This window comes from Planctomicrobium stercoris (assembly GCF_051465655.1).
In the GTDB taxonomy this organism is placed as follows: Bacteria; Planctomycetota; Planctomycetia; order Planctomycetales; family Planctomycetaceae; genus Planctomicrobium.
In genome coordinates this window covers 5,272,996-5,291,805 of the sequence record NZ_CP195791.1, presented here as the reverse complement: position 1 = coordinate 5,291,805, position 18,810 = coordinate 5,272,996, and the positions used below count along the sequence as shown (strand labels likewise).

Below are 18,810 nucleotides of genomic sequence, written 5' to 3'. Positions count from 1 at the left end.
GGTCTGGGGACGAGAGTCTAGGGACGAGAGTACATAAAAAATGGGACAGAAGACACATCCGCTTGGTTTCCGGATTGGCGTGACAGAAGACTGGCGAAGTCGCTGGTACGCTACAAAGAAGGAATTTGGCGACCTGCTGGTCGAAGATCAGAAGATCCGCAAGTTCATCAACACGGAATACAAGTCGGCTGCGATTGACAAGGTCGAGATTGAGCGGACCCGCGATCAGGTCGTGGTGTTCATGCACTCCGCTCGGCCCGGGATCATCATCGGCCGTAAGGGTCAGGAAATTGACCGCCTGAAGGCCCGGCTCGAAGACGAGTTCGGCCGCCGGATGGAAGTCAAGATCATCGAGATCAACAATCCGTTTAAACGGGCTCAGTTGATTGCAGAGGACATTGCACAGCAGCTGATCAAACGCGGAAGTTTCCGCCGGGCGATCAAGCGGACTCTGGACCAGGTGATGGAAGCCGGAGTCAATGGGGTGAAAGTTCAGCTGTCCGGCCGATTGGGCGGGGCGGAAATGTCAAGATGTGAAAAGGCGAGCCGCGGATCGATCCCCCTCTCGACCCTTCAACGTCGAGTCGATTACGGATTTGCTGTCGCCCAGACAGCGCAGGGTGTCATTGGTGTCAAGGTTTGGGTTGATTTAGGCGATTACGCGGACGAGGAGAATACCGATGGCTCTTATGCCGAAACGGGTCAAGCATCGAAAAAACCAAAGAGGTCGCATAAAAGGTAATGCCACCCGCGGGAACACAGTTGTGTTCGGCGAGTTCGGTCTGCAATCTCTGCAGCCAGGGCATGTCAAAGCGACCACAATCGAAGCCTGCCGTATCGCCGCGTCCCAGTACATTCGCGGTTCCGGCGGAAAACTGTATATTCGTATTTTCCCGGACAAGCCCGTGACGGCTCGACCGTTGGAAACTCGAATGGGTAAGGGAAAAGGCGAACCAGATCATTGGGTCGCTGTGATCAAGCCTGGAACTGTTCTCTTTGAAATTGCGGGAGCAAACAAAGAGGCAGCCCGTGACTGCTTTAACCGCGTGGCTCATAAGCTGCCGGTGAAAGTGCGTCTGGTCGAGCGAGTTCCGGGGACCTAGTTCAGCACTTGCAAGTGGACGCCATTCGCACCACTTCAAAGAGCCCGGTGAGACATCAAGTTTGGTGCCGGGCAACACAAGAGACATCAGCCGCAACAAGTGAAGCAAGACAATGTCCAAAGCCAAAGAATTGCGAGAGATGAGTGAAGAGCAGCTGACTGCCGAGTTGTCACAGACTCAGCAGGAACTGTTCCGGTTGCGGCTGCAGGCTTCAACCGAGAAGCTCGATGCTCCCAGCAACCTGCGTAAACTGCGGCGATCAATCGCACGCATGAAGACGATTCTTCACGAACGTCAGCCGGTGTCCGGACAGTAGTGTGGTTGACTATCGAGAGATCGGTGGTCGGTTGAGAAGCGATTTAGAAGACACAAGATTCATCAGTCAAGATTTGCCAGGTACCGACGAGATGCGACGAACGTTAATTGGAACTGTAGTCAGCGACCGCAACGACAAGACGCGTCGCGTGGATGTCGGCCGGGTCTATCAGCACGCGAAGTACAAGAAGATTGTCCGCGGTCGGACCATCTGCTACGTGCATGATGAAAAAAATGAGTCCAAAGTCGGCGATTCGGTCGAGATCGTCGAATCCCGTCCCCGCTCAGCGACGAAACGCTGGGAACTGGTCCGGGTCGTTTCGGCCGTCGGCGACGTGGAAAGCCAGCTGACTCGAGAGTCAATCGCCGCTGCCAAGGCCGGAGCTGAAAGCGAAGTCCCGGAAGGCACACGGTAAGCTTGTGGTTGGTCTTGTCCGTTTCGGGCATCGGAAAAGCCGGTTGATCCGGCGATGAATTGAGTTGAACTGGCCGCCAGGGCAACAAGGACAGAGTCGTCATGATTCAGATGCAAACAATGTTGGATGTCGCGGATAACACCGGTGCGAAATCGGCCCGCTGCATTCGAGTGCTTGGCGGAACCAAGCGACGCGCCGCTGGGCTCGGTGATGTGATCGTCGTCAGTATTCAGAAGTCGATCGCTGGAGCTCCGGACGCATTCAAGTCAGGAAGAGTGGCACGTGGAGTCGTGGTTCGTGTCCGGAAGGGGACTCGCCGTGAAGACGGCAGCTATGTCCGTTTCGACACAAACGCAATCGTGCTCGTGGACAACGATGGGAATCCCCGCGGAACACGTATTTTCGGTGCTGTGGCCCGTGAACTGCGCGACCGTCGATTTATGAAGATTATCAGCCTCGCTGCAGAGGTGGTGTGATTATGAAAATCAAACGTGGCGATATGGTCGTCGTTGTATCCGGCGATGACAAAGGGAACACCCCTCGGCTGGTACAGGCTGTTCTGGACGGCGGATCAAAAGTTCTCGTCGACGGCGTGAACTTGGTCTACAAGCATGTGAAGCGCGGTCATCCGAAGAGCCCCCAGGGGGGACGTCTGCGGATGGAAAAGCCGATCAACAGCTCCAATGTCATGTACTACTGCAGTTCCTGCGCTCAGGGCGTCAAGATCGGTCTGCGTTATCAGGACGACGGTGCGAAAGAGCGGTTCTGCCGAAAGTGCGAGAAAACGATCAGCCAGACAAGCCCGGCTCGCCCGCGGCACGCCAAGCAGGCGTGATTTTCATCCGGTGACCTGCCAGAATGCGGCACAAAGACGGCGAGTGACGAAGTCAGATTGAGTTGAACTGAGTAATACAATGGCCCGGTTAATCGAAAAATACCGTACTGAAATCGTTCCGAAGCTTGCGAAAGAGCTCGGACGAACGAACCCTCACAGCCTCCCTCACATCGAAAAGATTGTGGTGAGCATGGGGGTCGGCAAGGCAATTCAGGACCAGAAGATCCTGGATGAGGCGCTGGAGAATCTGGCTCAGATTACCGGCCAGAAGCCTTCGGTTCGCGTCGCTCGCAAGTCCGTGGCGAATTTCAAGCTGCGTGAAGGGATGCGAATCGGTGGTTGCGTCACTCTGCGTAAGAAGCAGATGTACGAATTCCTCGATCGACTGATCACGCTGGTGTTGCCACGTGTTCGCGACTTCCGCGGTATTAACCCAAATGCCTTCGACGGACGGGGGAACTACAGCCTCGGTCTGAGCGAGCAGGTGGTGTTCCCGGAGATCAATGCGGATAAGGTGAAGAACATCCAGGGGATGAACATCGCCATCGTGACGTCGGCCAGAACAGATGACGAAGGTCGTCAGTTGCTCAAGGCCTTCGGCATGCCGTTCCGTGAGACCAAATCCAAGAACTAGTCTTCAAATTTGACCGCCGCTCGGATTCAGGCAGCGAACCAGTCGTCGGTCAGGCAGATAACTTACACTTTGAAAGAGATGTCGCACGAACCGCGACGCAGGAACTGAAATGGCCAGCAAAGCACAAATTGCCAAGTCGAATCGGAAGCCGAAGTTCAGCAGCCGGCTCGTGCGTCGATGTTCGCTGTGTGGTCGCCCTCGTGCCGTGTATCAAAAGTTCAAGATTTGCCGTATCTGCTTCCGGAACCTGTGCCTGAATGGTCTGGTTCCAGGTGCAAAGAAAGCCAGCTGGTAAATTGAGTGGGCTCCGAGAGATCGGAGCGTCCTGCCCGAAAGATGTCGGTTGCACATTGGGTGTCGACAAATCGTCGGGCCAACAAAGATTCAAAGACAAGGTAAGGCGGTTCGCCAGCTCGAAGAAGAGACTGGAAACCTGAGGATTCGACGACCATGATGACAGACCCGATTGCTGACATGCTCACAAGAATTCGGAATGCTCTCCTGATCGAGCGTCCGCATGTGGACATGCCGCACTCCAACGTGAAGACCGGCATCGCCGACGTGCTGCAGCGGGAAGGGTACATCTGGGATTACGAAGTCCTGGAAACAGAACCGGCAAAGACGCTGCGAATCAATCTGAAGTACAGCCCCACCGGGGAGCGGGTCATTCAGAAGATTTCCCGCGTCAGCAAGCCAGGACGTCGAGTGTACGCCGAATCCCGGAAGCTCCCGGAAGTGCTGCAAGGGATGGGAATTTGTATCCTGTCGACCAATCAGGGGATGTTGAGCAGCCGTGAAGCCAAAGCCAAGCATGTCGGCGGCGAAATTCTCTGTGAAGTCTGGTAGTCGCGGTAGCTGGGTCACTGAATTACATTTGAGTTCCTGCAGCTACTGATGGTTGCAGCGAGGCGAACGAGGCGAGTGGAATCATGTCGAGAATTGGTAAAAAGCCGATCCCTGTCGCTGCCGGTGTGGATATTTCCATTAACGACGGCACGATCAAGGTGAAGGGCAAGAACGGCGAACTGACTCAGGTCTACCATCCGAATATGGAAGTGACCTGGGACGGCGGCAGCCGGACGATCAGCGTCGCCCGCCCGGACGATCAGCGGCAGAATCGTGCACTGCATGGTTTGACTCGGGCTCTGATTGCCAACATGGTTCAAGGTGTTCAGACGCTGTTTGAAAAGCGGCTGGAAATTCAAGGGGTCGGTTACCAGGCAACGTTGCAGGGCAAGACTCTGTCGCTGCAGGTCGGCTATGCGAACATCATCAAGCTGGCTCTTCCTGAAGGGGTCATTTGCGAAGTTCCCGCCCCGACTCAGATTATTGTCAAGGGTGCGGATAAGCACGACGTGGGCCAGTTTGCGGCGAATATCCGTCGCGTTCGGCCGCCCGAGCCTTACAAAGGCAAAGGGATCCGATATGTTGGTGAAGTCGTTCGTCGGAAGGCCGGAAAGGCATTCGGCAGCTGATTCAAAAATGCAGGCGTTGTGAAGAATGTCCTGCAAGACTGGCGCACTGCGGTCGCAGTTGCTATGCTGTGTCGGTTCAAGAGTTCATTGTGGTGATTTGAGACAGGCGGAATTGTCATGAAGGTTCAAGAGCGAATTGCGAAACAGCGATGGCGACGCAGCCACCACGTTCGCAACCGAGTCCGTGCCAGCGGTCGGCTCCGTTTGAGCGTGTTCCGGAGCAACCGCCATATTTCGGCTCAGATCATTGACGACGAAGCCGGTCGTACGCTGGTTTCCGCCAGCACCAATGAGAAAGATCTGGGCGGTGTCGGCAAGCCACATGGGAACGTCGAAGCCGCTAAGAAGGTCGGTAAGATCGTCGCTGAGCGTGCACTGGCAGCTGGAATCAAAGACGTGGCATTTGACCGTGGGTCCAATAGTTACCACGGTCGTATCGCAGCACTCGCGGACGCAGCCCGCGAAGCTGGTTTGAACTTTTAATCGAGATTTAACAAGCGGGCGGGACGCCGGTATGGCCTCGTCGGGAATGTCTGATCTGGTGATCAAGAACGGTTCTCGCGAGTCAGTTTCCGTCTGAGGAGTGGCCGAAGTGGCAGAGAGCGGACAAAGCGGACAAGGTTCCAAGAACCCGGAGCGTGTCGTTCAGATCAGGCGTTGTGCCTGCGTCGTGAAGGGCGGACGCCGATTCAGTTTCGCGGCCCTCGTCGTCGTTGGAGACGAGAACGGTCGCGTCGGATACGGCTATGCCAAGGGATCGGAAGTTCCTATCGCTGTGGAAAAGGCCACCAAGCAGGCCAATCGTCAGCTGACGTCCGTGTCGCGACAGAACACGACGATTCCCCACCAGGTCGAAGGTCGGTTCGGTGCTTCTCGCGTCGTTCTGATTCCCGCGGCTCCTGGTACCGGGATTATCGCCGGTGCGACTGTTCGCTCGGTTGTGGAACTGGTCGGAATCAAAGACATTCTTTCCAAGAGCCGTGGTTCGTCCAACCCGGTGAACCTGGTCAAGGCGACTTTTGACGCTCTGACCCGGTTGCGAACTCGGGATGATGTCGCTCGCCTGCGTGGCGTGGAGATCTAATTGAGCGGCTGCCTGGCAGCTGACTCGACTTGCCCCAGACAGATTGTTTGCGTCTGGAATTCAAACTTTCAACATTATCGATCTTCTCATGATCATTGACGACGTCCATCGTGGCATTCAAAAGCGTAAGAAGCGGAAACGCATCGGACGCGGTGTCGGTTCAGGCCATGGCAAAACTTCGGGACGCGGACATAAAGGTGCCGGCAGCCGTCGTGGTTATAAGTCTCGCACAGGCTTCTCCGGCGGGCAGATGCCCCTGTTCCGACGAGTCGCGAAGCGCGGATTCAACAACGCTGCATTCGCCGACTGCGTGCTGGCGATCAACCTGTCGACTCTGGAAGAACACTTTTCCAATGGAGAAGAAGTTTCACCGGAAACCCTGGGCGTTCGCGGCCTGGCAAAGGGCAAGCACGACCTGATCAAGATCCTCGGCGATGGCGAACTGACGAAGAAGCTGACCGTCAAGGCTCAGCGTTTCTCGAAGTCTGCTGCGGAGAAGATTCAGGCGGCAGGCGGTAAAGTCGAACTTTTGCCGTAGTGCGGTTCAGACAGGCTCGATAGAATCCCCCCAAATGTCCAACCGGATTCAATCAGAGTCCGGATGAGAACTCTGGCGGCGTACGATTAAGGACGTTCGATGCTGTCTCGGCTCAGAACAATTTTTGCAATCCCGGAACTGCGACAAAAGATCATCATTACACTGGTCTTGCTGGCCGTGTATCGCATGGGATTCTCAATCCCGCTTCCGTTTATCGATCAGGCTCAGTACCTCGATACGTTCAAGAAGCTGCAACAGCAACAAGGGATCGGGCAGGTGATGCAGGCTGTTGCCTTGCTGTCCGCGTCCCAGCTGGGAAATGCGACCATCTTCGGTCTGGGGATCATGCCCTACATTTCCGCTTCGATTATCTTCCAGCTCATGGGGCAGGTTTATCCCCCTCTTGAGCAGCTGCAGAAGGAAGGTGAATCGGGCCGGAAGAAGATCAACGAATATACCCGGTACGCCACCGTTCTGATTTGTCTGGGGCAAAGCTTCTTCTGGATCAAAATGCTGGGCGGGGGGAACCTCGGCCAGAATCTGATTCTCGAGGATTACAACCAGCCCTATAACGCCTGGTTCTACTACTCAGTCGCCACGATTACGATGACGGCAGGCACGCTTCTGCTCATGTGGATTGGTGAACAGATTGACGAATACGGCGTGGGGAACGGGATTTCGCTGCTGATTATGGCGGGCATTCTGGCTCAGATGCCTGGTGCAGGCATGGAGCTTCTTCGACCCGCGTTTAAGGACGGTATTGGTCTGGGAACCGAAGCCGGGATCGACAAGTTGCTTCCATTGGCGATTCTCTTCATTGCCGTGGTGCTCGGGGTGATTGCAATCACTCAGGCGCAGCGTCGGATCCAGATTCAGAGTGCCAAGCACGTTCGAGGACGTCGAGTCCTTGGCGGACAGACTCAGTTCCTTCCGCTGCGTGTGAATCAGGCAGGGGTGATGCCGATCATCTTCGCATCCAGCTTGCTGATGTTTCCGATGTTCATCTTCTCCTGGCTGCGGCAGGCGTTTCCGAATAATGCCATCTTCGTCATGCTGGAAGGTGCGTTCGGAGGCGGTGGCCGCGGGTTGATCTATAATCTGCTGTATGTCGCGCTGATCTACTTCTTCTGCTACTTCTGGACGAGCATTACCTTCAATCCGAAGGACATGGCTGAGAACCTGAAGGATTATGGCAGCTTCGTTCCGGGTTATCGTCCCGGTAGCCACACGGAGAAGTACCTGGATCAGGTGATGGTCCGGATCACGTATGTGGGGGCGGGATTCCTGGCTCTCATCGCGATTATCCCGACGATCATTTCAGCGGGGATGGACATCTCCCCGATGGTCGCCAGCTTCTACGGAGGAACAGGTCTGTTGATCGTCGTTTCCGTGGCACTGGATCTGGTTCAGAAGATCGACAGCCATCTGGTGATGCGAAACAAGCCGGGGATGCTGGATTCAGAGAACGTCTGAAGTCGCACTCTCGAAACTGGAAGTCACAGCCCGGCATGTCCGGGCTGTTTTGTTGTCAGGATGGGTTTTTCGAAGCGTCCGACACCATGGGCGTGTGTGTTGACGCTGAGTCTTGTTTGAGCTGCACAGTCGAGATTTTTCATGATCACATTAAAAAGCAAACGAGAGATCGGACTGATGCGAGAAGCTGGGCAGCTCGTGGCCGCAGCTCACCAGATTGCCAGGGAGATGGTTGCTCCAGGGGTTAGGACCGGAGACATCGACGCAGCGATCGAGCGTCTGTTCGTCGAGAACAATGCTCATCCTCTCTTCAAGAACTTTCCGGGCAAAGTCCCGTTCCCGGCGGTCACCTGCATCAGTGTCAATGAACAGATTGTGCACGGCATTCCCGGAGATCGGGTTCTGGTCGAGGGGGACATCGTCAGTGTCGATACTGGTTGCCGGGTCAATGGTTGGTGCGGCGACTCGGCCTGGACGTATGCGGTCGGTGAAATTGATCCGCAGAGTCGGAAGTTGATGGAGACCGGGCGGGAAGTGCTGCGTACCGCGATCATCGGGTTGAAGACCCGAAAGCGGTGGTCCGAAATCGCCCGCGAGATGGTGAAGGTGACCCGAGCAGCGGGCTTTTCCGCGGTCGAACAGTTCGTCGGACATGGGATCGGCCGCGAGATGCACGAACCTCCGCAGGTGCCGAATTATCTGATCCGCAACAAGAAGGATGAGGACTTTCTGATTCAGCCGGGCCTCGTACTGGCGATTGAACCGATGATCAATGCCGGTTCACCCGGCGTTCGAATTCTGAAAGACCACTGGACGGCCGTGACAGCAGATGGTCAGCGCAGCGTTCACTATGAACATACGGTAGCGGTGACTGCAGATGGGCCAGTACTTCTGACCGAAGGGGTGGGCGAGCCGCTCGATCTCAGTTGATTGGGGGCCGGGAATTCAGCAACTTTCTCGCTTCACCGCATTCTGGGGACGGAAAAGATCCCGGCACGTTGCGGACCGGAAAAACGGTCGTTCACCTTCGGGCTGAGCAAGGGTGCCTTGCCGAGAATGAGCGCCAGGATGGCTCCGACAGCAAAACCCCCGATGTGTGCCCACCAGGCGACGCCTGTCGATTCCGTTCCCCCCGCGAAGCCGATCGTGGAGAAGAGCTGCAGCAGGAACCAGATTCCCAGGAAAATCGGGGCTGGAACATTGATGATCTGAGTAAAGACACCCAGTGGAATCAGCGCCTGCACCTGGGAATGTGAATACCAGACGAAGTACGCCCCCATCACCCCGGCGATGGCTCCACTGGCTCCGATTGTCGGGAGAGCGGAGTGGGTGTTGCTGACATAATGGACCAGACTCGCGGCCGCCCCGCAGAACAGATAGAAGAGGGCGTAACCGACGTGGCCAAATCGATCCTCGATATTGTCGCCGAAGATGAACAGGAACCACATGTTCCCGGCGATGTGCATGACGCTGCCGTGCAGAAACACGCAGGTTAAAAAGGTCATCCATTGCGGGACGGCAGCGGGCGCCGCTGGGCGTTTCGTCAATTCCAGCTTCGGCCCGTCGAGGGTCTGAACCTGCCGGGCTTCGACCGTGATTTCCACTTTGGCATCCGGGTGAAGAACCCGTGCAGGGATGAGCCCATACCGTTCGACCAGCGAAGGTTCGCCGGGTTTCTCCTGCAGTTGTGCTGCAAAGACCAAAATGCATGCCACGATGATGGCATAATTCACGAACGGGGTGATGTGTGTCGGCACATTGTCGCGGAGCGGGAACATGGCGCTTTTCCGGGCAGGATGAGGTAGTCAGCCCCAGGACGAAACTGCTGCCATCTTAAAGAAGCGTTGTTGACACTCAATATTGAATCTCCGGTTGCCGGCCGACTTTCGACTCATCTTGCCTCGAATCGCTGTTTTCCATACGGTTCTTTGCAGGCTGAGCCTGTCTCACGCACGCGGTCGGGCGATGAAAGCTGGCGTGGGACCCCCGACTGGGGATTGCGAATCGGTTCGATGGATTGAATGGCTGCAGGGAGGCCGTCATGAATTCTCAACGCGGACTCTTCATTTCCGGCCTGGTGCTGGGGGTGGGGACCGGACTGCTCTTGAGCCATTTCACGCTGGCACGATCACAGCAGCCTGATGTCCGGGTTTCTGCTACGTTCCCCTTGAAGGTGCACGGGGCTCCTCTTGATGTGCTCGAAGATCAGTTTATCGCCCAGTCGTCCGACCCCAGTCCGTACTTCGAAGCAGACACGGAGGAGTTGACGGAGCCACTGCCGGACCTGCATCCCTTTCAGAACGCTCTCGCAGTCGAGACAGCCTCGGAAATCCGCCACCCACCCACGGACCCGCTGCTTCCCGTTCTTTCCCCCCTGGCAGAGAATGAACCCGAGCCGTTGAAAGTCGGTGAGGCGGTGCCGCTCACGAAGAACAGCCTGCAGGATCAGGAGACGATCCGAGGGATCATCGATATCGAGCTGAGCCACCTGCCGGAAGAGAAGCGACAGGTCTGGTATGAAGCGTTGAAGGACGTGAACAAGTCCGATGTCCCTGGGATTCTCCGCATGTGGGTGATGTTCGGGGGGCCGATTCCGGGTGCTCCGGGGGGGCTGGGATTGAGCCTTCAGCCGGAGAGCGTCCCTTCATCTGCTCATGTTGCTCCTCCTCAAAATGCCCTCAACAAGCAGTTGGGTGAGAAAGCTGCAAGGTTATTGAAGTCGGCAGAACAGTTGGTTCGGCTCAATCGACTTCTCCAGAATACACCGGGATACACCCCGCAATTTCCGTGTCTGGTCGGCGACAGTCTTGAAGAATTAGAGGTCGTGGCTGTCAATGATTTTCAGAATTTTCGCCATGTCGTAACAGGGTTTCCTTTAGATCTGGCAATTAAAGGGGCGGGGTTCTTTGAAGTTGTCGATCAGGACGGTGAGAGATTTCTCACACGCATGGGCCGGTTCACGCTGGATGAAAACAATCATATTGTTCTCAGGGTCGGTGAGAGGACGCTCACGCTTTCAGAACTCAGTCTGGATCAGGGGTGGAATCAACCCGGAACTCAGTTCGTCGTTGATCGCTTTGGCCAGGTACAGCTGTTGACTTCAAAGTCCAGAGAATCGAACGAGCTGGATTACCGCAAGGTGGGCTCGATCTCCGTCAAGTTGCCGGTCAGCTACGAGCACCTGAAAAGAAGCCCTGATGGGTTGTTTCAGCTCAGCGATGAAGGATGGGATCAGCTCATGACCCTTCCGGAGCTCGCCGGAATCATCGAATCCGGAAGTATCGAAATGCCAGGACAGATTGACGAATCCGGAGATCAAGTGGTGAAGTTGCTCGAACAGCTTGCGAGGGAAATTTCTTCGGGTACCGACACGACTCACTAAGGGAATCCGGAGGCACTGACCTCCGGCTCGCCATTGAAGTCCCTGTGTTTTTCGATGCGACTGACGACTCTGGGGCTGAGGTTCGGTCCGCGATTTAAAAAGTGAGGAAGTCAGGCTGTCTTCGGGATGGTACCCTGAATCTGGTCCGCACAGCGGACCCTACAAATTTGCCCGGCGTGCTCGACTCTCAACTCGCTGCACATCTGCTATACTTCTGCTCTCACCATCGTTTCGGCCGGGAGGTGGCCGGTAGGTCCGCTGTGCGGACCGCGAGATGAGGTTAGTCGGGTCCGCGATGCGGGCCGCAATTCGGGTCACCAGTTCGAAACTGGTCTGCAGAAGCCAATCGGGACATGGTCCGCACAGCGGACCCTACGGTGTTGAGAAACAGTTATGTTTGAATCGATTACGCGGAATCTGAGCGATGCCATCGGGAACATTGCCCGTGGCAAGTTGTCCGAATCGAACATTCGCGAAGGGATGACGAAGGTCCGCCAGGCACTCCTGGAGGCTGACGTCAATTATGACGTTGCCAAGGCGTTCACCCAGCGGGTGACGGAACAGGCGGTCGGGGAACGGGTTCTCAAGTCTCTCCGCCCCGCTGAACAGATTGTCGGGATCGTCTATCAGGAACTCGTCAACCTGATGGGGCCGGTCGACCATTCCCTGGCGGTTCGCCGGGGTGAACTGACCGTCATCATGATGTGCGGATTGCAGGGGGCTGGAAAGACCACCACCTGCGGCAAGCTTGCCAAGATGCTCAAAGAGCAGGGAATTAAGCCAATGCTGGTTGCTGCCGACTTGCAGCGACCAGCGGCTATTGAGCAGTTGCGAGTGCTTGGTGAGCAGATCGGCGTTCCCGTTTACTGGGAAGAAGCCGGCAGCAGCACGCCGGTTCGAGTCTGCCTGAATGCGAAAAAACAGGCCCGCGCACACGAGTGCAGCGTCCTCATCCTCGATACCGCCGGACGACTGCATGTCGATGATTCCCTGATGAAGGAACTCATCGAGATCGACAACAAGCTGGCTCCGGATCAGGCCCTGCTGGTCTGTGATGCCATGACCGGGCAGGACGCGGTCAACAGTGCCAAGGCGTTTAACGAGGCGCTCGAGCTGGACGGCGTCATTCTTACCAAGCTCGACGGGGACTCACGCGGGGGAGCCGCCCTCTCCGTCAAAGCGGTGACGGGAGTTCCGATCAAGTTTATCGGAACTGGTGAACAGACAGACAGGATTGAGCCGTTCCATCCCGATCGAATGGCGCAACGCATTCTCGGACAGGGGGATGTGGCCACACTTCTCGAGACGGCACAACGGGTGCTCGACGAGAAGGAGATGGAAGCCCAGCAGAAGAAAATGCTGGAAGGGAAGTTCAGCCTCGACGATTTCCTGACGGCGATGGCCCAGATTCAGCGGATGGGATCGATGAAATCCCTGCTGAAGATGATTCCGGGGATGGGGCACCTGTCGCAGGCGCTGGACGCGATGGATGGGATGGATCCGGACAAGGACCTTGGGCGTGTCCGGTCGATGATTCAGTCGATGACGCTTGACGAAAGGCGAAATCCTGACAAAATCGACCGTTCGCGCCGAAATCGCATCGCGAAAGGGAGCGGTACAGACCCTGCGGAAGTCCATGATCTGCTCAAGCAGTTCAAAGGAATGTCCGGGATGATGCAGCAGATGGCGGGTCTGGGCATGGGAGACCGGATGAAGAAAGTCCGGGAACTTCAGGCCGATATGATGGGCCCCGGTGCGGAATTACACCGGGAAAAGCAGAGAAGCAAACGCGGTCCCGTCGATAAAGACATCCTCCGCGACAAAAAGAAGCAGCAGCGGAAACAGGCGAAGGACCAGCGGAAGAAGAATAAACGTAGATAACCGGAAGCTTCGAGTCGACCAAATCGCTCGGAGCGTCGTTCTTGACGAAAAACATCACTTAGTCGGCGTACGGATCGTTTTCGTACGCTGAACGCGATGAAAAATCGGCCGACAGAGAGCCGGTTGCGTGGAAACCTGAAGGAGAGTGCAGTGGCGGTTCGAATTCGTATGAAGAGACTGGGACGGACGCATCGGCCCTTTTACCGGATTTGCATTATGGATCAGCGCAAAGCCCGGGACGGCCAGGCCATCGAAGAAATCGGCACGTACGATCCGATGGTTCGCGACAAGTCCAAGCGAGTCACGCTGAAGATGGATCGCGTCGAATACTGGATGTCTGTCGGAGCACAGCCCAGCGAACGCGTCGCCACCCTGATTCGCAAGGTCAAGGAAAATGACTGGGGCGATATCAAGGCGCCTCCCCCGATGCAGGCCCCGCAGGTCAAAGCTGCTCCCGCAGCGGAAGAAGCCCCTGCCGAAGAGGCTGCAGCGGAGTAGTTCGGATCAAGTCAGTTGTCTGAGTCATTTGCCCATTTCAAAAATGACAAATGACAAATCCTCAGTGACAAATGACAAATGGCTCCTTTCCGCTTCGACGTGCTGACCTTGTTTCCCGGGATTTTTGACGGGTATCTGGGGCAGAGCCTGCTGAAGCGGGCGATTGATGCCGGCCTGATCGACATTCAGCTCTGGAACTTCCGGGACTGGGCGACAGACCGGCATAAGACCGTGGACGAACCTCCGTATGGAGGGGGACCCGGAATGCTTCTCCGCTGCGAGCCGATATTCGACTGCGTGGCGGATGTGCAGGCCCGGGCGACTCCGCCGGGACGACTGATCATGCTGACTCCGCAGGGACGAAAGCTGGATCAGCCGTTGATTGAAGAACTGGCCACGCAGCAGCGACTTGTGTTACTGTGCGGCCGATATGAAGGATTCGATGACCGGATCATTCAGGGACTTGCCCCCCTGGAAATCTCAATAGGAGATTTCATCTGTAACGGGGGTGAGGTGCCTGCGATGTTGGTAATCGATGCGGTGATGCGGCTGATCCCCGGCGTGCTGGGAGATGAGACGAGCGCCAAATACGATTCATTTTCGTCATCGGGTCGACTGGAATATCCCCAGTACACCCGACCTCGGGAATACCGGGGAATGGCGGTTCCGGATGTCCTGCTCAGTGGGAATCATGGAGCAATCGCCGCCTGGCGGGAACAACAAAGTTTAGAACGGACCCGCCAGCGGCGGGATGATTTACTCGGCGGCTCTTCCGGAACTCCGGAAAGCTGACGTCGTCAGGATGGACTTTCTGCACTGCAGATTTCATGACGACTTAACATCATCGATGTGCCCCATCCACTGGCACCTCTCGAAACAATTTGGAAAACGACCATGCGTCATAAACTGCTTGATATCGCTGAGCAATCCAGCCTGCGTGAAAAGCCGCTCAACTTCGAAGTCGGGGATACTGTGGAAGTCCACACCCGGATTCTGGAAGGTGACAAAGAGCGAATTCAGATTTTCTCCGGCGTGGTGATTGCCCGTCGCGGACGCGGCATGGCCGAAATGTTCACCGTTCGCCGCATCGTGGCCGGTGAAGGGGTGGAGCGAACGTTCCCGGTCAACTCTCCCAAGGTGGCAGAAGTTGTGACCAAGCGTCATGCGAAGGTTCGTCGCGCCAAGCTGTTCTACCTGCGCGATCGCGTCGGAAAGGCAACCCGCCTCACCGAACGTCGGGCTCGGGCCGGCGAAGCCGAAACCACTTCGTGATTCGAGATTCTCAATTAGCCGCTCACCTGACAATGAGCGGCTGATTTTTTATGTGATTTCAGGTTGAATGAAATCATGAAAGTCGGCTGGCTCCGCAAACTGTTCGGAGACCGTGGCGAACGGGCCGCTGCCCGCTATTTGCGTCGCCAGGGGTACCGCATTCTTGGGCGGCAGGTTCGCAGCCCGCTGGGGGAAATCGATTTAATCGCCCTCGACGCCGAGACCATTGTCTTTGTTGAAGTGAAGACACGATCTTCGCATGTCGCAGGGCATCCTGCCGAAGCGGTCGGACCCGCCAAACAGAAGCAGATGACGCGAGCTGCCCTTGCCTGGCTGAAGCGGCGCCAGCTTCTCGATCGGCGGGGTCGTTTCGACGTTGTGGCCATTACCTGGCAGGCTGGTGCACCGCCCGTGATTGAGCACTTCAAAAATGCCTTTGAAGCCGTCGGACGGGGCCAGATGTACTCGTGAAGCTGTCGGAGATCTGACGATCGCTCACGTTCAGATTTTCTGCAAGCTGCTTGTACACAACCAGTTTCGGAGGGGCTGTGGTCGATTCGGCGACTCCCCGCGACCCGCAGCTGACTTTCCGTGAAGAAGGGCGATCTTCCCGGAATCTCGACCTCGTTTCCGCTTCAAAATGCACGCTGTGCAAGTCACAATGAAGAAAGTTTTCAGCGATCGATGTTTTCGTTGCCGGTCGACAGATCTTCCGGCAACCATTCAATGTGTTCGTCTCGAATCATGCTTGCTGGCGACTGAAACCACGAACATTCCGTATACAGAATTCGCACTGAGGAATTTGCAATGCCGTTAACACCAGAGCAGGAAGGGATCGGGAAGGAAAACTTCACGCGAGCCGTGGATGGAATTTCCTCAAGTGACATCACCCGACGCGACCTGATGAAGGCCGCAGCAGCTGGAACGCTGGGAGTCGGAGCGGCTTATTTCGGCTACAAGGAGCTGGCGGCGGATCGTGTTCGTGTTGCCTTCATCGGCACCGGAGATGAAGGCAACATCCTCCTGACCGAACACCCGCAGGAATACATGGAGATTGTCGCCATCGCGGACCTGCGCCCGACCAACCGGGAACGCGCGTTCGTCGGGGACGGGAACGAGAATCGGACTGGCCTGATCAAGAAGCTGGGCGTTGAAGAGGCTGGCAAGATCAAACGCTACAGCAGCCACAAAGAGCTGCTGGAACATGCCAAAGAGCTGAAGCTGGAAGCGGTCATCATCGCGACCCCGCTGGTGACGCATGCTCCAATCGCCATGGACTGCATGGACGCCGGCCTGCACGTGCTGACAGAAAAGCTGATGGCCCGGACCATCACCAAGTGCAAGGAGATGATCCGCAAGGCCAAGGAAAAGAATCTCCTCCTGGCGGTCGGACATCAGCGGCACTACAGCGTTCTCTATCACAACGCCAACAGCCTCGTGCAAAGCGGCGCTCTGGGTGACATCAAATACATCCGCGCCCAGTGGCACCGCAACAACAGCTTCCCGGCCGGCGACGCCTGGCAGAAGAGCATTCCCAAAGAAGATGCTGCCGATTTAAAAGATGTGAAGCTGGATGAGTACGGTTTCGGCGACATCAACAAGCTCGTGAACTGGCGGCTCTACAACGAGACCGGCGGCGGAATCATGGCGGAACTGGGAAGCCACCAGATGGATGCCTGCAGCATCTTCCTGGGCAAAGTGCATCCCGTTGCGGTTATGGGACACGGTGGCAAGAACTTCTACGGTATTGAAGGAGTCGGGCCGAAGGACAAGTGGAACGACGACCGTGAAATCGATGACGCCATCTTCGTCACGTTCGAGTTCCCCGGGAAGCATTACGAGCAGAATGACCGTGATCTCTGCATCGTGACTTACTCTTCGATCAGCACGAACAAGTTCGAGCCGTATGGAGAGCTGGTTTACGGCAGCCGCGGCACCCTCTTCATGAAGACTGAAAAAGAGGCGATGCTCTGGAAGGAAGAAGGTCGCGGCAGCACTGGCGGCGGTCCTGATCAGCGGCTGTGGATTGTCTCCGGAAGTGCAGCTGGCGGCGGCCCTGTTCTGGAAGCCTACGAAACGACTTCTGGATCTGGAAAAGGTGGAAGCGGAACGGACTGGGCGACCAACGTCTCCCGCGGATACCGGGAAGAGATGGAGCATTTCTGTTACGCGATCCGGCATCACGGTCCCGACTACTGGCCGAACGGGCAGCCGCTTCCGCCCAAAGAAGGCGGGCTGCGTTGTAACGGAATCGTGGCGATGGCTGACGCTGTGATGGCCATGACCGCCAATCTGGCAATGGCTCACCGCAAGCGAATCGTCTTCAAGCCCGAATGGTTCGACCCCGACAGCGACGCTGCCCCGGAAACCGACCCGGAAGTGATTGGTTGAAAGAATTGGATCAATGAAAGCGGGACGACAATGTGTCGTCCCGCTTTGCGTTGAGCGCTTTGCGTTGAGCGCTTTGCGTTGAGCGCTTTGCGTTGAGCGCTTTGCGTTGAGCGCTTTGCGTTGAGTGTCGAGAGTCGAGTGTCGAGAGTCGAGAGTCGAGAGTCGAGAGTCGAGAGTCGAGAGTCGAGAGTCGGCAAAACGGGATAGCGTTTTCCAATCCCCAATCCCCAATCCCCTGTCCCCTGTCCCCTTCCAACTTAACCTCCTACAATCACGCCATGGCAGGCAACTCATTTGGACAGGCATTTCGTATCACCACCGCCGGCGAGAGCCATGGCCCGGGGAACGTCGTCATTATCGATGGCGTTCCTTCCGGAATCCCTCTTTCCGTAGAAGACCTGCAGGTCGATCTGCAGCGGCGAAAACCGGGTCAGAGCAAGATCGTCACCCAGCGGAAAGAGGATGACGAACCGGAGATCCTCTCGGGAGTCTTCGAAGGTCGTACCACGGGCACTAGCCTCGCCATTCTAATTCGCAATCAGGATCAGCGGAGCAAAGATTACGGCGACATCAAAGATCTTTATCGCCCCGGACATGCGGACTACAGCTTCGATGCCAAGTACGGCTTCCGGGATTATCGTGGCGGGGGCAGGTCCAGTGCCCGGGAAACAACCGTCCGCGTGGCTGCGGGAGTTGTCGCGAAGAAGTTGATCGCTCAGGTCTTTGGCGGGAGCGTCATCGGGTATGTGACGCAGGTCGGGTCGATTCGAGCGGAGATCGCAGATCCAGCTTCTGTGACGCTGCAGCAGGTGGAAACTCTTCCCAGCGGTGAGCCGAATATTGTTCGCTGTCCGGATCTGGCAGCTGCCGCGAAGATGATCGAACTCATTGATGAGTGTCGACTGTCTGGGGATTCGATTGGCGGCGCCGCTGAGATTGTCGCGACGGGCGTTCCTGCCGGGCTGGGTGAACCGGTCTTCGACAAGATCAAGGCTGATCTCGCCAAAGCATTGTTCAGCCTGCCGGCGGTGCTGGGGGTCGAATATGGGATCGGCTTCGGCTGCGTGACGATGCGTGGCAGCGAGCACAATGATCTCTTCACGAGTCAAAAAGAAGCGGATGGATCTTCAAAGATCAGCACCCGGACGAACCGTCATGGCGGGATGCTGGGCGGGATTTCCACCGGCATGCCGATCGTCTTGCGTGCAGCTGTCAAACCGACCAGCAGCCTGCCGATTCCACAGGAAACAGTTGATCGAGAAGGGAATGCCGCGACGATCAGGACCAAGGGGAGGCACGATCCCTGTCTGCTTCCGCGATTCATCCCGATGGCGGAGGCGATGGTTGCCATCGTGATTGCGGATCACTGGTTGCGCTGGAAGGGGCAGCACGGGGCAGCTCATGGTTAGTCGGTGATGATTTTATTTCGCCGGGAGATTTTTTCAGAGCGGTTTTGCCAATAATCTATTACGTTCCGCAGGCGATAATATGGACTTTCATGCGGTGAAAATCC

General features: G+C 56.4%; 24 protein-coding genes. 23 read left to right on the top strand and 1 reads right to left on the bottom strand.

Translation table 11 applies throughout. The features are described from left to right. Positions 1-40: 40 nt before the first annotated feature. The 15 genes from rpsC (at position 41) to map (ending at position 8,803) form a co-directional block, all read left to right on the top strand. The gene (gene rpsC / locus SH661x_RS21420; protein ID WP_437225878.1) at positions 41-742 is read left to right on the top strand and encodes a 30S ribosomal protein S3; all 702 of its coding nucleotides are present in this window, start codon (positions 41-43) and stop codon (positions 740-742) included. Continuing rightward, a complete protein-coding gene (rplP, locus tag SH661x_RS21415; RefSeq protein ID WP_437225876.1) occupies positions 681-1,103 on the top strand; it encodes a 50S ribosomal protein L16 in 423 nt (140 codons plus the stop codon). Before rpsC ends, rplP begins: the two co-directional genes overlap by 62 nt. A 112-nt stretch (positions 1,104-1,215) precedes the next feature. Continuing rightward, the gene (gene rpmC, locus SH661x_RS21410) at positions 1,216-1,419 is read left to right on the top strand and encodes a 50S ribosomal protein L29 (protein ID WP_437225874.1); all 204 of its coding nucleotides are present in this window, start codon (positions 1,216-1,218) and stop codon (positions 1,417-1,419) included. 91 nt (positions 1,420-1,510) lie between these two features. Then, positions 1,511-1,834, top strand: a complete 324-nt coding sequence (gene rpsQ, locus SH661x_RS21405; RefSeq protein WP_437225872.1) for a 30S ribosomal protein S17 — start codon at positions 1,511-1,513, stop codon at positions 1,832-1,834. A 101-nt stretch (positions 1,835-1,935) separates the two neighbouring features. Next, a complete protein-coding gene (gene rplN / locus SH661x_RS21400; protein WP_437225870.1) occupies positions 1,936-2,310 on the top strand; it encodes a 50S ribosomal protein L14 in 375 nt (124 codons plus the stop codon). Between the two features lie 2 nt (positions 2,311-2,312). Next, the gene (gene rplX / locus SH661x_RS21395) at positions 2,313-2,669 is read left to right on the top strand and encodes a 50S ribosomal protein L24 (RefSeq protein ID WP_437225868.1); all 357 of its coding nucleotides are present in this window, start codon (positions 2,313-2,315) and stop codon (positions 2,667-2,669) included. A 79-nt stretch (positions 2,670-2,748) separates the two neighbouring features. Further along, the gene (rplE, locus tag SH661x_RS21390) at positions 2,749-3,303 is read left to right on the top strand and encodes a 50S ribosomal protein L5 (protein ID WP_437225866.1); all 555 of its coding nucleotides are present in this window, start codon (positions 2,749-2,751) and stop codon (positions 3,301-3,303) included. Positions 3,304-3,412: 109 nt separating this feature from the next. Next, entirely contained in the window at positions 3,413-3,598 is a 186-nt protein-coding gene (locus tag SH661x_RS21385) for a type Z 30S ribosomal protein S14 (protein ID WP_437225864.1), read from the top strand. 155 nt (positions 3,599-3,753) lie between these two features. Further along, positions 3,754-4,149, top strand: coding sequence for a 30S ribosomal protein S8 (rpsH, locus tag SH661x_RS21380; RefSeq protein ID WP_437225862.1), 396 nt, complete (start codon positions 3,754-3,756; stop codon positions 4,147-4,149). Between the two features lie 83 nt (positions 4,150-4,232). Then, a complete protein-coding gene (gene rplF / locus SH661x_RS21375; protein ID WP_437225860.1) occupies positions 4,233-4,778 on the top strand; it encodes a 50S ribosomal protein L6 in 546 nt (181 codons plus the stop codon). Positions 4,779-4,895: 117 nt separating this feature from the next. Continuing rightward, positions 4,896-5,261: a 50S ribosomal protein L18 gene (rplR, locus tag SH661x_RS21370; RefSeq protein ID WP_437225858.1), complete on the top strand. Its 366-nt coding sequence runs from the start codon at positions 4,896-4,898 to the stop codon at positions 5,259-5,261. A gap of 109 nt (positions 5,262-5,370) precedes the next feature. Next, positions 5,371-5,862 carry a 30S ribosomal protein S5 gene (rpsE, locus tag SH661x_RS21365; protein ID WP_437225856.1) on the top strand — a complete coding sequence of 164 codons (492 nt, stop codon included), beginning with the start codon at positions 5,371-5,373 and terminating at the stop codon, positions 5,860-5,862. Positions 5,863-5,950: 88 nt separating this feature from the next. Further along, entirely contained in the window at positions 5,951-6,400 is a 450-nt protein-coding gene (gene rplO, locus SH661x_RS21360; protein WP_437225854.1) for a 50S ribosomal protein L15, read from the top strand. Between the two features lie 99 nt (positions 6,401-6,499). Continuing rightward, positions 6,500-7,873, top strand: coding sequence for a preprotein translocase subunit SecY (secY, locus tag SH661x_RS21355; RefSeq protein ID WP_437225853.1), 1,374 nt, complete (start codon positions 6,500-6,502; stop codon positions 7,871-7,873). A 141-nt stretch (positions 7,874-8,014) separates the two neighbouring features. After that, positions 8,015-8,803, top strand: a complete 789-nt coding sequence (gene map / locus SH661x_RS21350) for a type I methionyl aminopeptidase (RefSeq protein WP_437225851.1) — start codon at positions 8,015-8,017, stop codon at positions 8,801-8,803. A gap of 32 nt (positions 8,804-8,835) precedes the next feature. Here the strand turns inward: map and SH661x_RS21345 are convergent, their stop codons facing one another. Continuing rightward, a complete protein-coding gene (locus tag SH661x_RS21345; RefSeq protein WP_437225850.1) occupies positions 8,836-9,651 on the bottom strand; it encodes a rhomboid family intramembrane serine protease in 816 nt (271 codons plus the stop codon). A 263-nt stretch (positions 9,652-9,914) separates the two neighbouring features. Between SH661x_RS21345 and SH661x_RS21340 the strand changes: the two genes are divergently transcribed. The 8 genes from SH661x_RS21340 (at position 9,915) to aroC (ending at position 18,706) form a co-directional block, all read left to right on the top strand. Beyond that, the gene (locus tag SH661x_RS21340) at positions 9,915-11,255 is read left to right on the top strand and encodes a hypothetical protein (RefSeq protein WP_437225848.1); all 1,341 of its coding nucleotides are present in this window, start codon (positions 9,915-9,917) and stop codon (positions 11,253-11,255) included. Positions 11,256-11,648: 393 nt separating this feature from the next. Beyond that, positions 11,649-13,136, top strand: a complete 1,488-nt coding sequence (gene ffh, locus SH661x_RS21335; RefSeq protein WP_437225846.1) for a signal recognition particle protein — start codon at positions 11,649-11,651, stop codon at positions 13,134-13,136. A gap of 216 nt (positions 13,137-13,352) precedes the next feature. Then, the gene (rpsP, locus tag SH661x_RS21330) at positions 13,353-13,634 is read left to right on the top strand and encodes a 30S ribosomal protein S16 (RefSeq protein ID WP_437225844.1); all 282 of its coding nucleotides are present in this window, start codon (positions 13,353-13,355) and stop codon (positions 13,632-13,634) included. A gap of 78 nt (positions 13,635-13,712) precedes the next feature. Further along, positions 13,713-14,426, top strand: coding sequence for a tRNA (guanosine(37)-N1)-methyltransferase TrmD (trmD, locus tag SH661x_RS21325; protein ID WP_437225842.1), 714 nt, complete (start codon positions 13,713-13,715; stop codon positions 14,424-14,426). 102 nt (positions 14,427-14,528) lie between these two features. Next, on the top strand, positions 14,529-14,906 hold the full coding sequence (rplS, locus tag SH661x_RS21320; RefSeq protein ID WP_437225840.1) for a 50S ribosomal protein L19: 378 nt from the start codon (positions 14,529-14,531) through the stop codon (positions 14,904-14,906). Positions 14,907-14,981: 75 nt separating this feature from the next. Next, positions 14,982-15,377 (top strand): YraN family protein, encoded by a 396-nt coding sequence (locus SH661x_RS21315; RefSeq protein ID WP_437225838.1) that lies wholly within the window; start codon positions 14,982-14,984, stop codon positions 15,375-15,377. Positions 15,378-15,713: 336 nt separating this feature from the next. After that, positions 15,714-17,297 carry a Gfo/Idh/MocA family protein gene (locus tag SH661x_RS21310; protein ID WP_437225836.1) on the top strand — a complete coding sequence of 528 codons (1,584 nt, stop codon included), beginning with the start codon at positions 15,714-15,716 and terminating at the stop codon, positions 17,295-17,297. A gap of 278 nt (positions 17,298-17,575) precedes the next feature. Then, complete coding sequence (gene aroC, locus SH661x_RS21305) at positions 17,576-18,706, top strand: chorismate synthase (RefSeq protein ID WP_437225834.1); 1,131 nt, start codon at positions 17,576-17,578, stop codon at positions 18,704-18,706. Positions 18,707-18,810 lie beyond the last annotated feature (104 nt).

Bases quoted from the DNA above. Each gene is read 5' to 3' on its own strand.
- rplF (WP_437225860.1), top strand. From the start codon at position 4,233: ATGTCGAGAATTGGTAAAAAGCCGATCCCTGTCGCTGCCGGTGTGGAT.
- rplR (WP_437225858.1), top strand. From the start codon at position 4,896: ATGAAGGTTCAAGAGCGAATTGCGAAACAGCGATGGCGACGCAGCCAC.
- SH661x_RS21310 (WP_437225836.1), top strand. From the start codon at position 15,714: ATGCCGTTAACACCAGAGCAGGAAGGGATCGGGAAGGAAAACTTCACG.
- secY (WP_437225853.1), top strand. From the start codon at position 6,500: ATGCTGTCTCGGCTCAGAACAATTTTTGCAATCCCGGAACTGCGACAA.
- trmD (WP_437225842.1), top strand. From the start codon at position 13,713: ATGGCTCCTTTCCGCTTCGACGTGCTGACCTTGTTTCCCGGGATTTTT.
- rplP (WP_437225876.1), top strand. From the start codon at position 681: ATGGCTCTTATGCCGAAACGGGTCAAGCATCGAAAAAACCAAAGAGGT.
- rplN (WP_437225870.1), top strand. From the start codon at position 1,936: ATGATTCAGATGCAAACAATGTTGGATGTCGCGGATAACACCGGTGCG.
- SH661x_RS21340 (WP_437225848.1), top strand. From the start codon at position 9,915: ATGAATTCTCAACGCGGACTCTTCATTTCCGGCCTGGTGCTGGGGGTG.
- SH661x_RS21345 (WP_437225850.1), bottom strand. From the start codon at position 9,651: ATGTTCCCGCTCCGCGACAATGTGCCGACACACATCACCCCGTTCGTG.
- rplS (WP_437225840.1), top strand. From the start codon at position 14,529: ATGCGTCATAAACTGCTTGATATCGCTGAGCAATCCAGCCTGCGTGAA.
- rplE (WP_437225866.1), top strand. From the start codon at position 2,749: ATGGCCCGGTTAATCGAAAAATACCGTACTGAAATCGTTCCGAAGCTT.
- map (WP_437225851.1), top strand. From the start codon at position 8,015: ATGATCACATTAAAAAGCAAACGAGAGATCGGACTGATGCGAGAAGCT.
- ffh (WP_437225846.1), top strand. From the start codon at position 11,649: ATGTTTGAATCGATTACGCGGAATCTGAGCGATGCCATCGGGAACATT.
- rplO (WP_437225854.1), top strand. From the start codon at position 5,951: ATGATCATTGACGACGTCCATCGTGGCATTCAAAAGCGTAAGAAGCGG.
- aroC (WP_437225834.1), top strand. From the start codon at position 17,576: ATGGCAGGCAACTCATTTGGACAGGCATTTCGTATCACCACCGCCGGC.
- rpsC (WP_437225878.1), top strand. From the start codon at position 41: ATGGGACAGAAGACACATCCGCTTGGTTTCCGGATTGGCGTGACAGAA.
- SH661x_RS21315 (WP_437225838.1), top strand. From the start codon at position 14,982: ATGAAAGTCGGCTGGCTCCGCAAACTGTTCGGAGACCGTGGCGAACGG.
- rpsQ (WP_437225872.1), top strand. From the start codon at position 1,511: ATGCGACGAACGTTAATTGGAACTGTAGTCAGCGACCGCAACGACAAG.
- SH661x_RS21385 (WP_437225864.1), top strand. From the start codon at position 3,413: ATGGCCAGCAAAGCACAAATTGCCAAGTCGAATCGGAAGCCGAAGTTC.
- rpmC (WP_437225874.1), top strand. From the start codon at position 1,216: ATGTCCAAAGCCAAAGAATTGCGAGAGATGAGTGAAGAGCAGCTGACT.
- rplX (WP_437225868.1), top strand. From the start codon at position 2,313: ATGAAAATCAAACGTGGCGATATGGTCGTCGTTGTATCCGGCGATGAC.
- rpsP (WP_437225844.1), top strand. From the start codon at position 13,353: ATGGATCAGCGCAAAGCCCGGGACGGCCAGGCCATCGAAGAAATCGGC.
- rpsH (WP_437225862.1), top strand. From the start codon at position 3,754: ATGATGACAGACCCGATTGCTGACATGCTCACAAGAATTCGGAATGCT.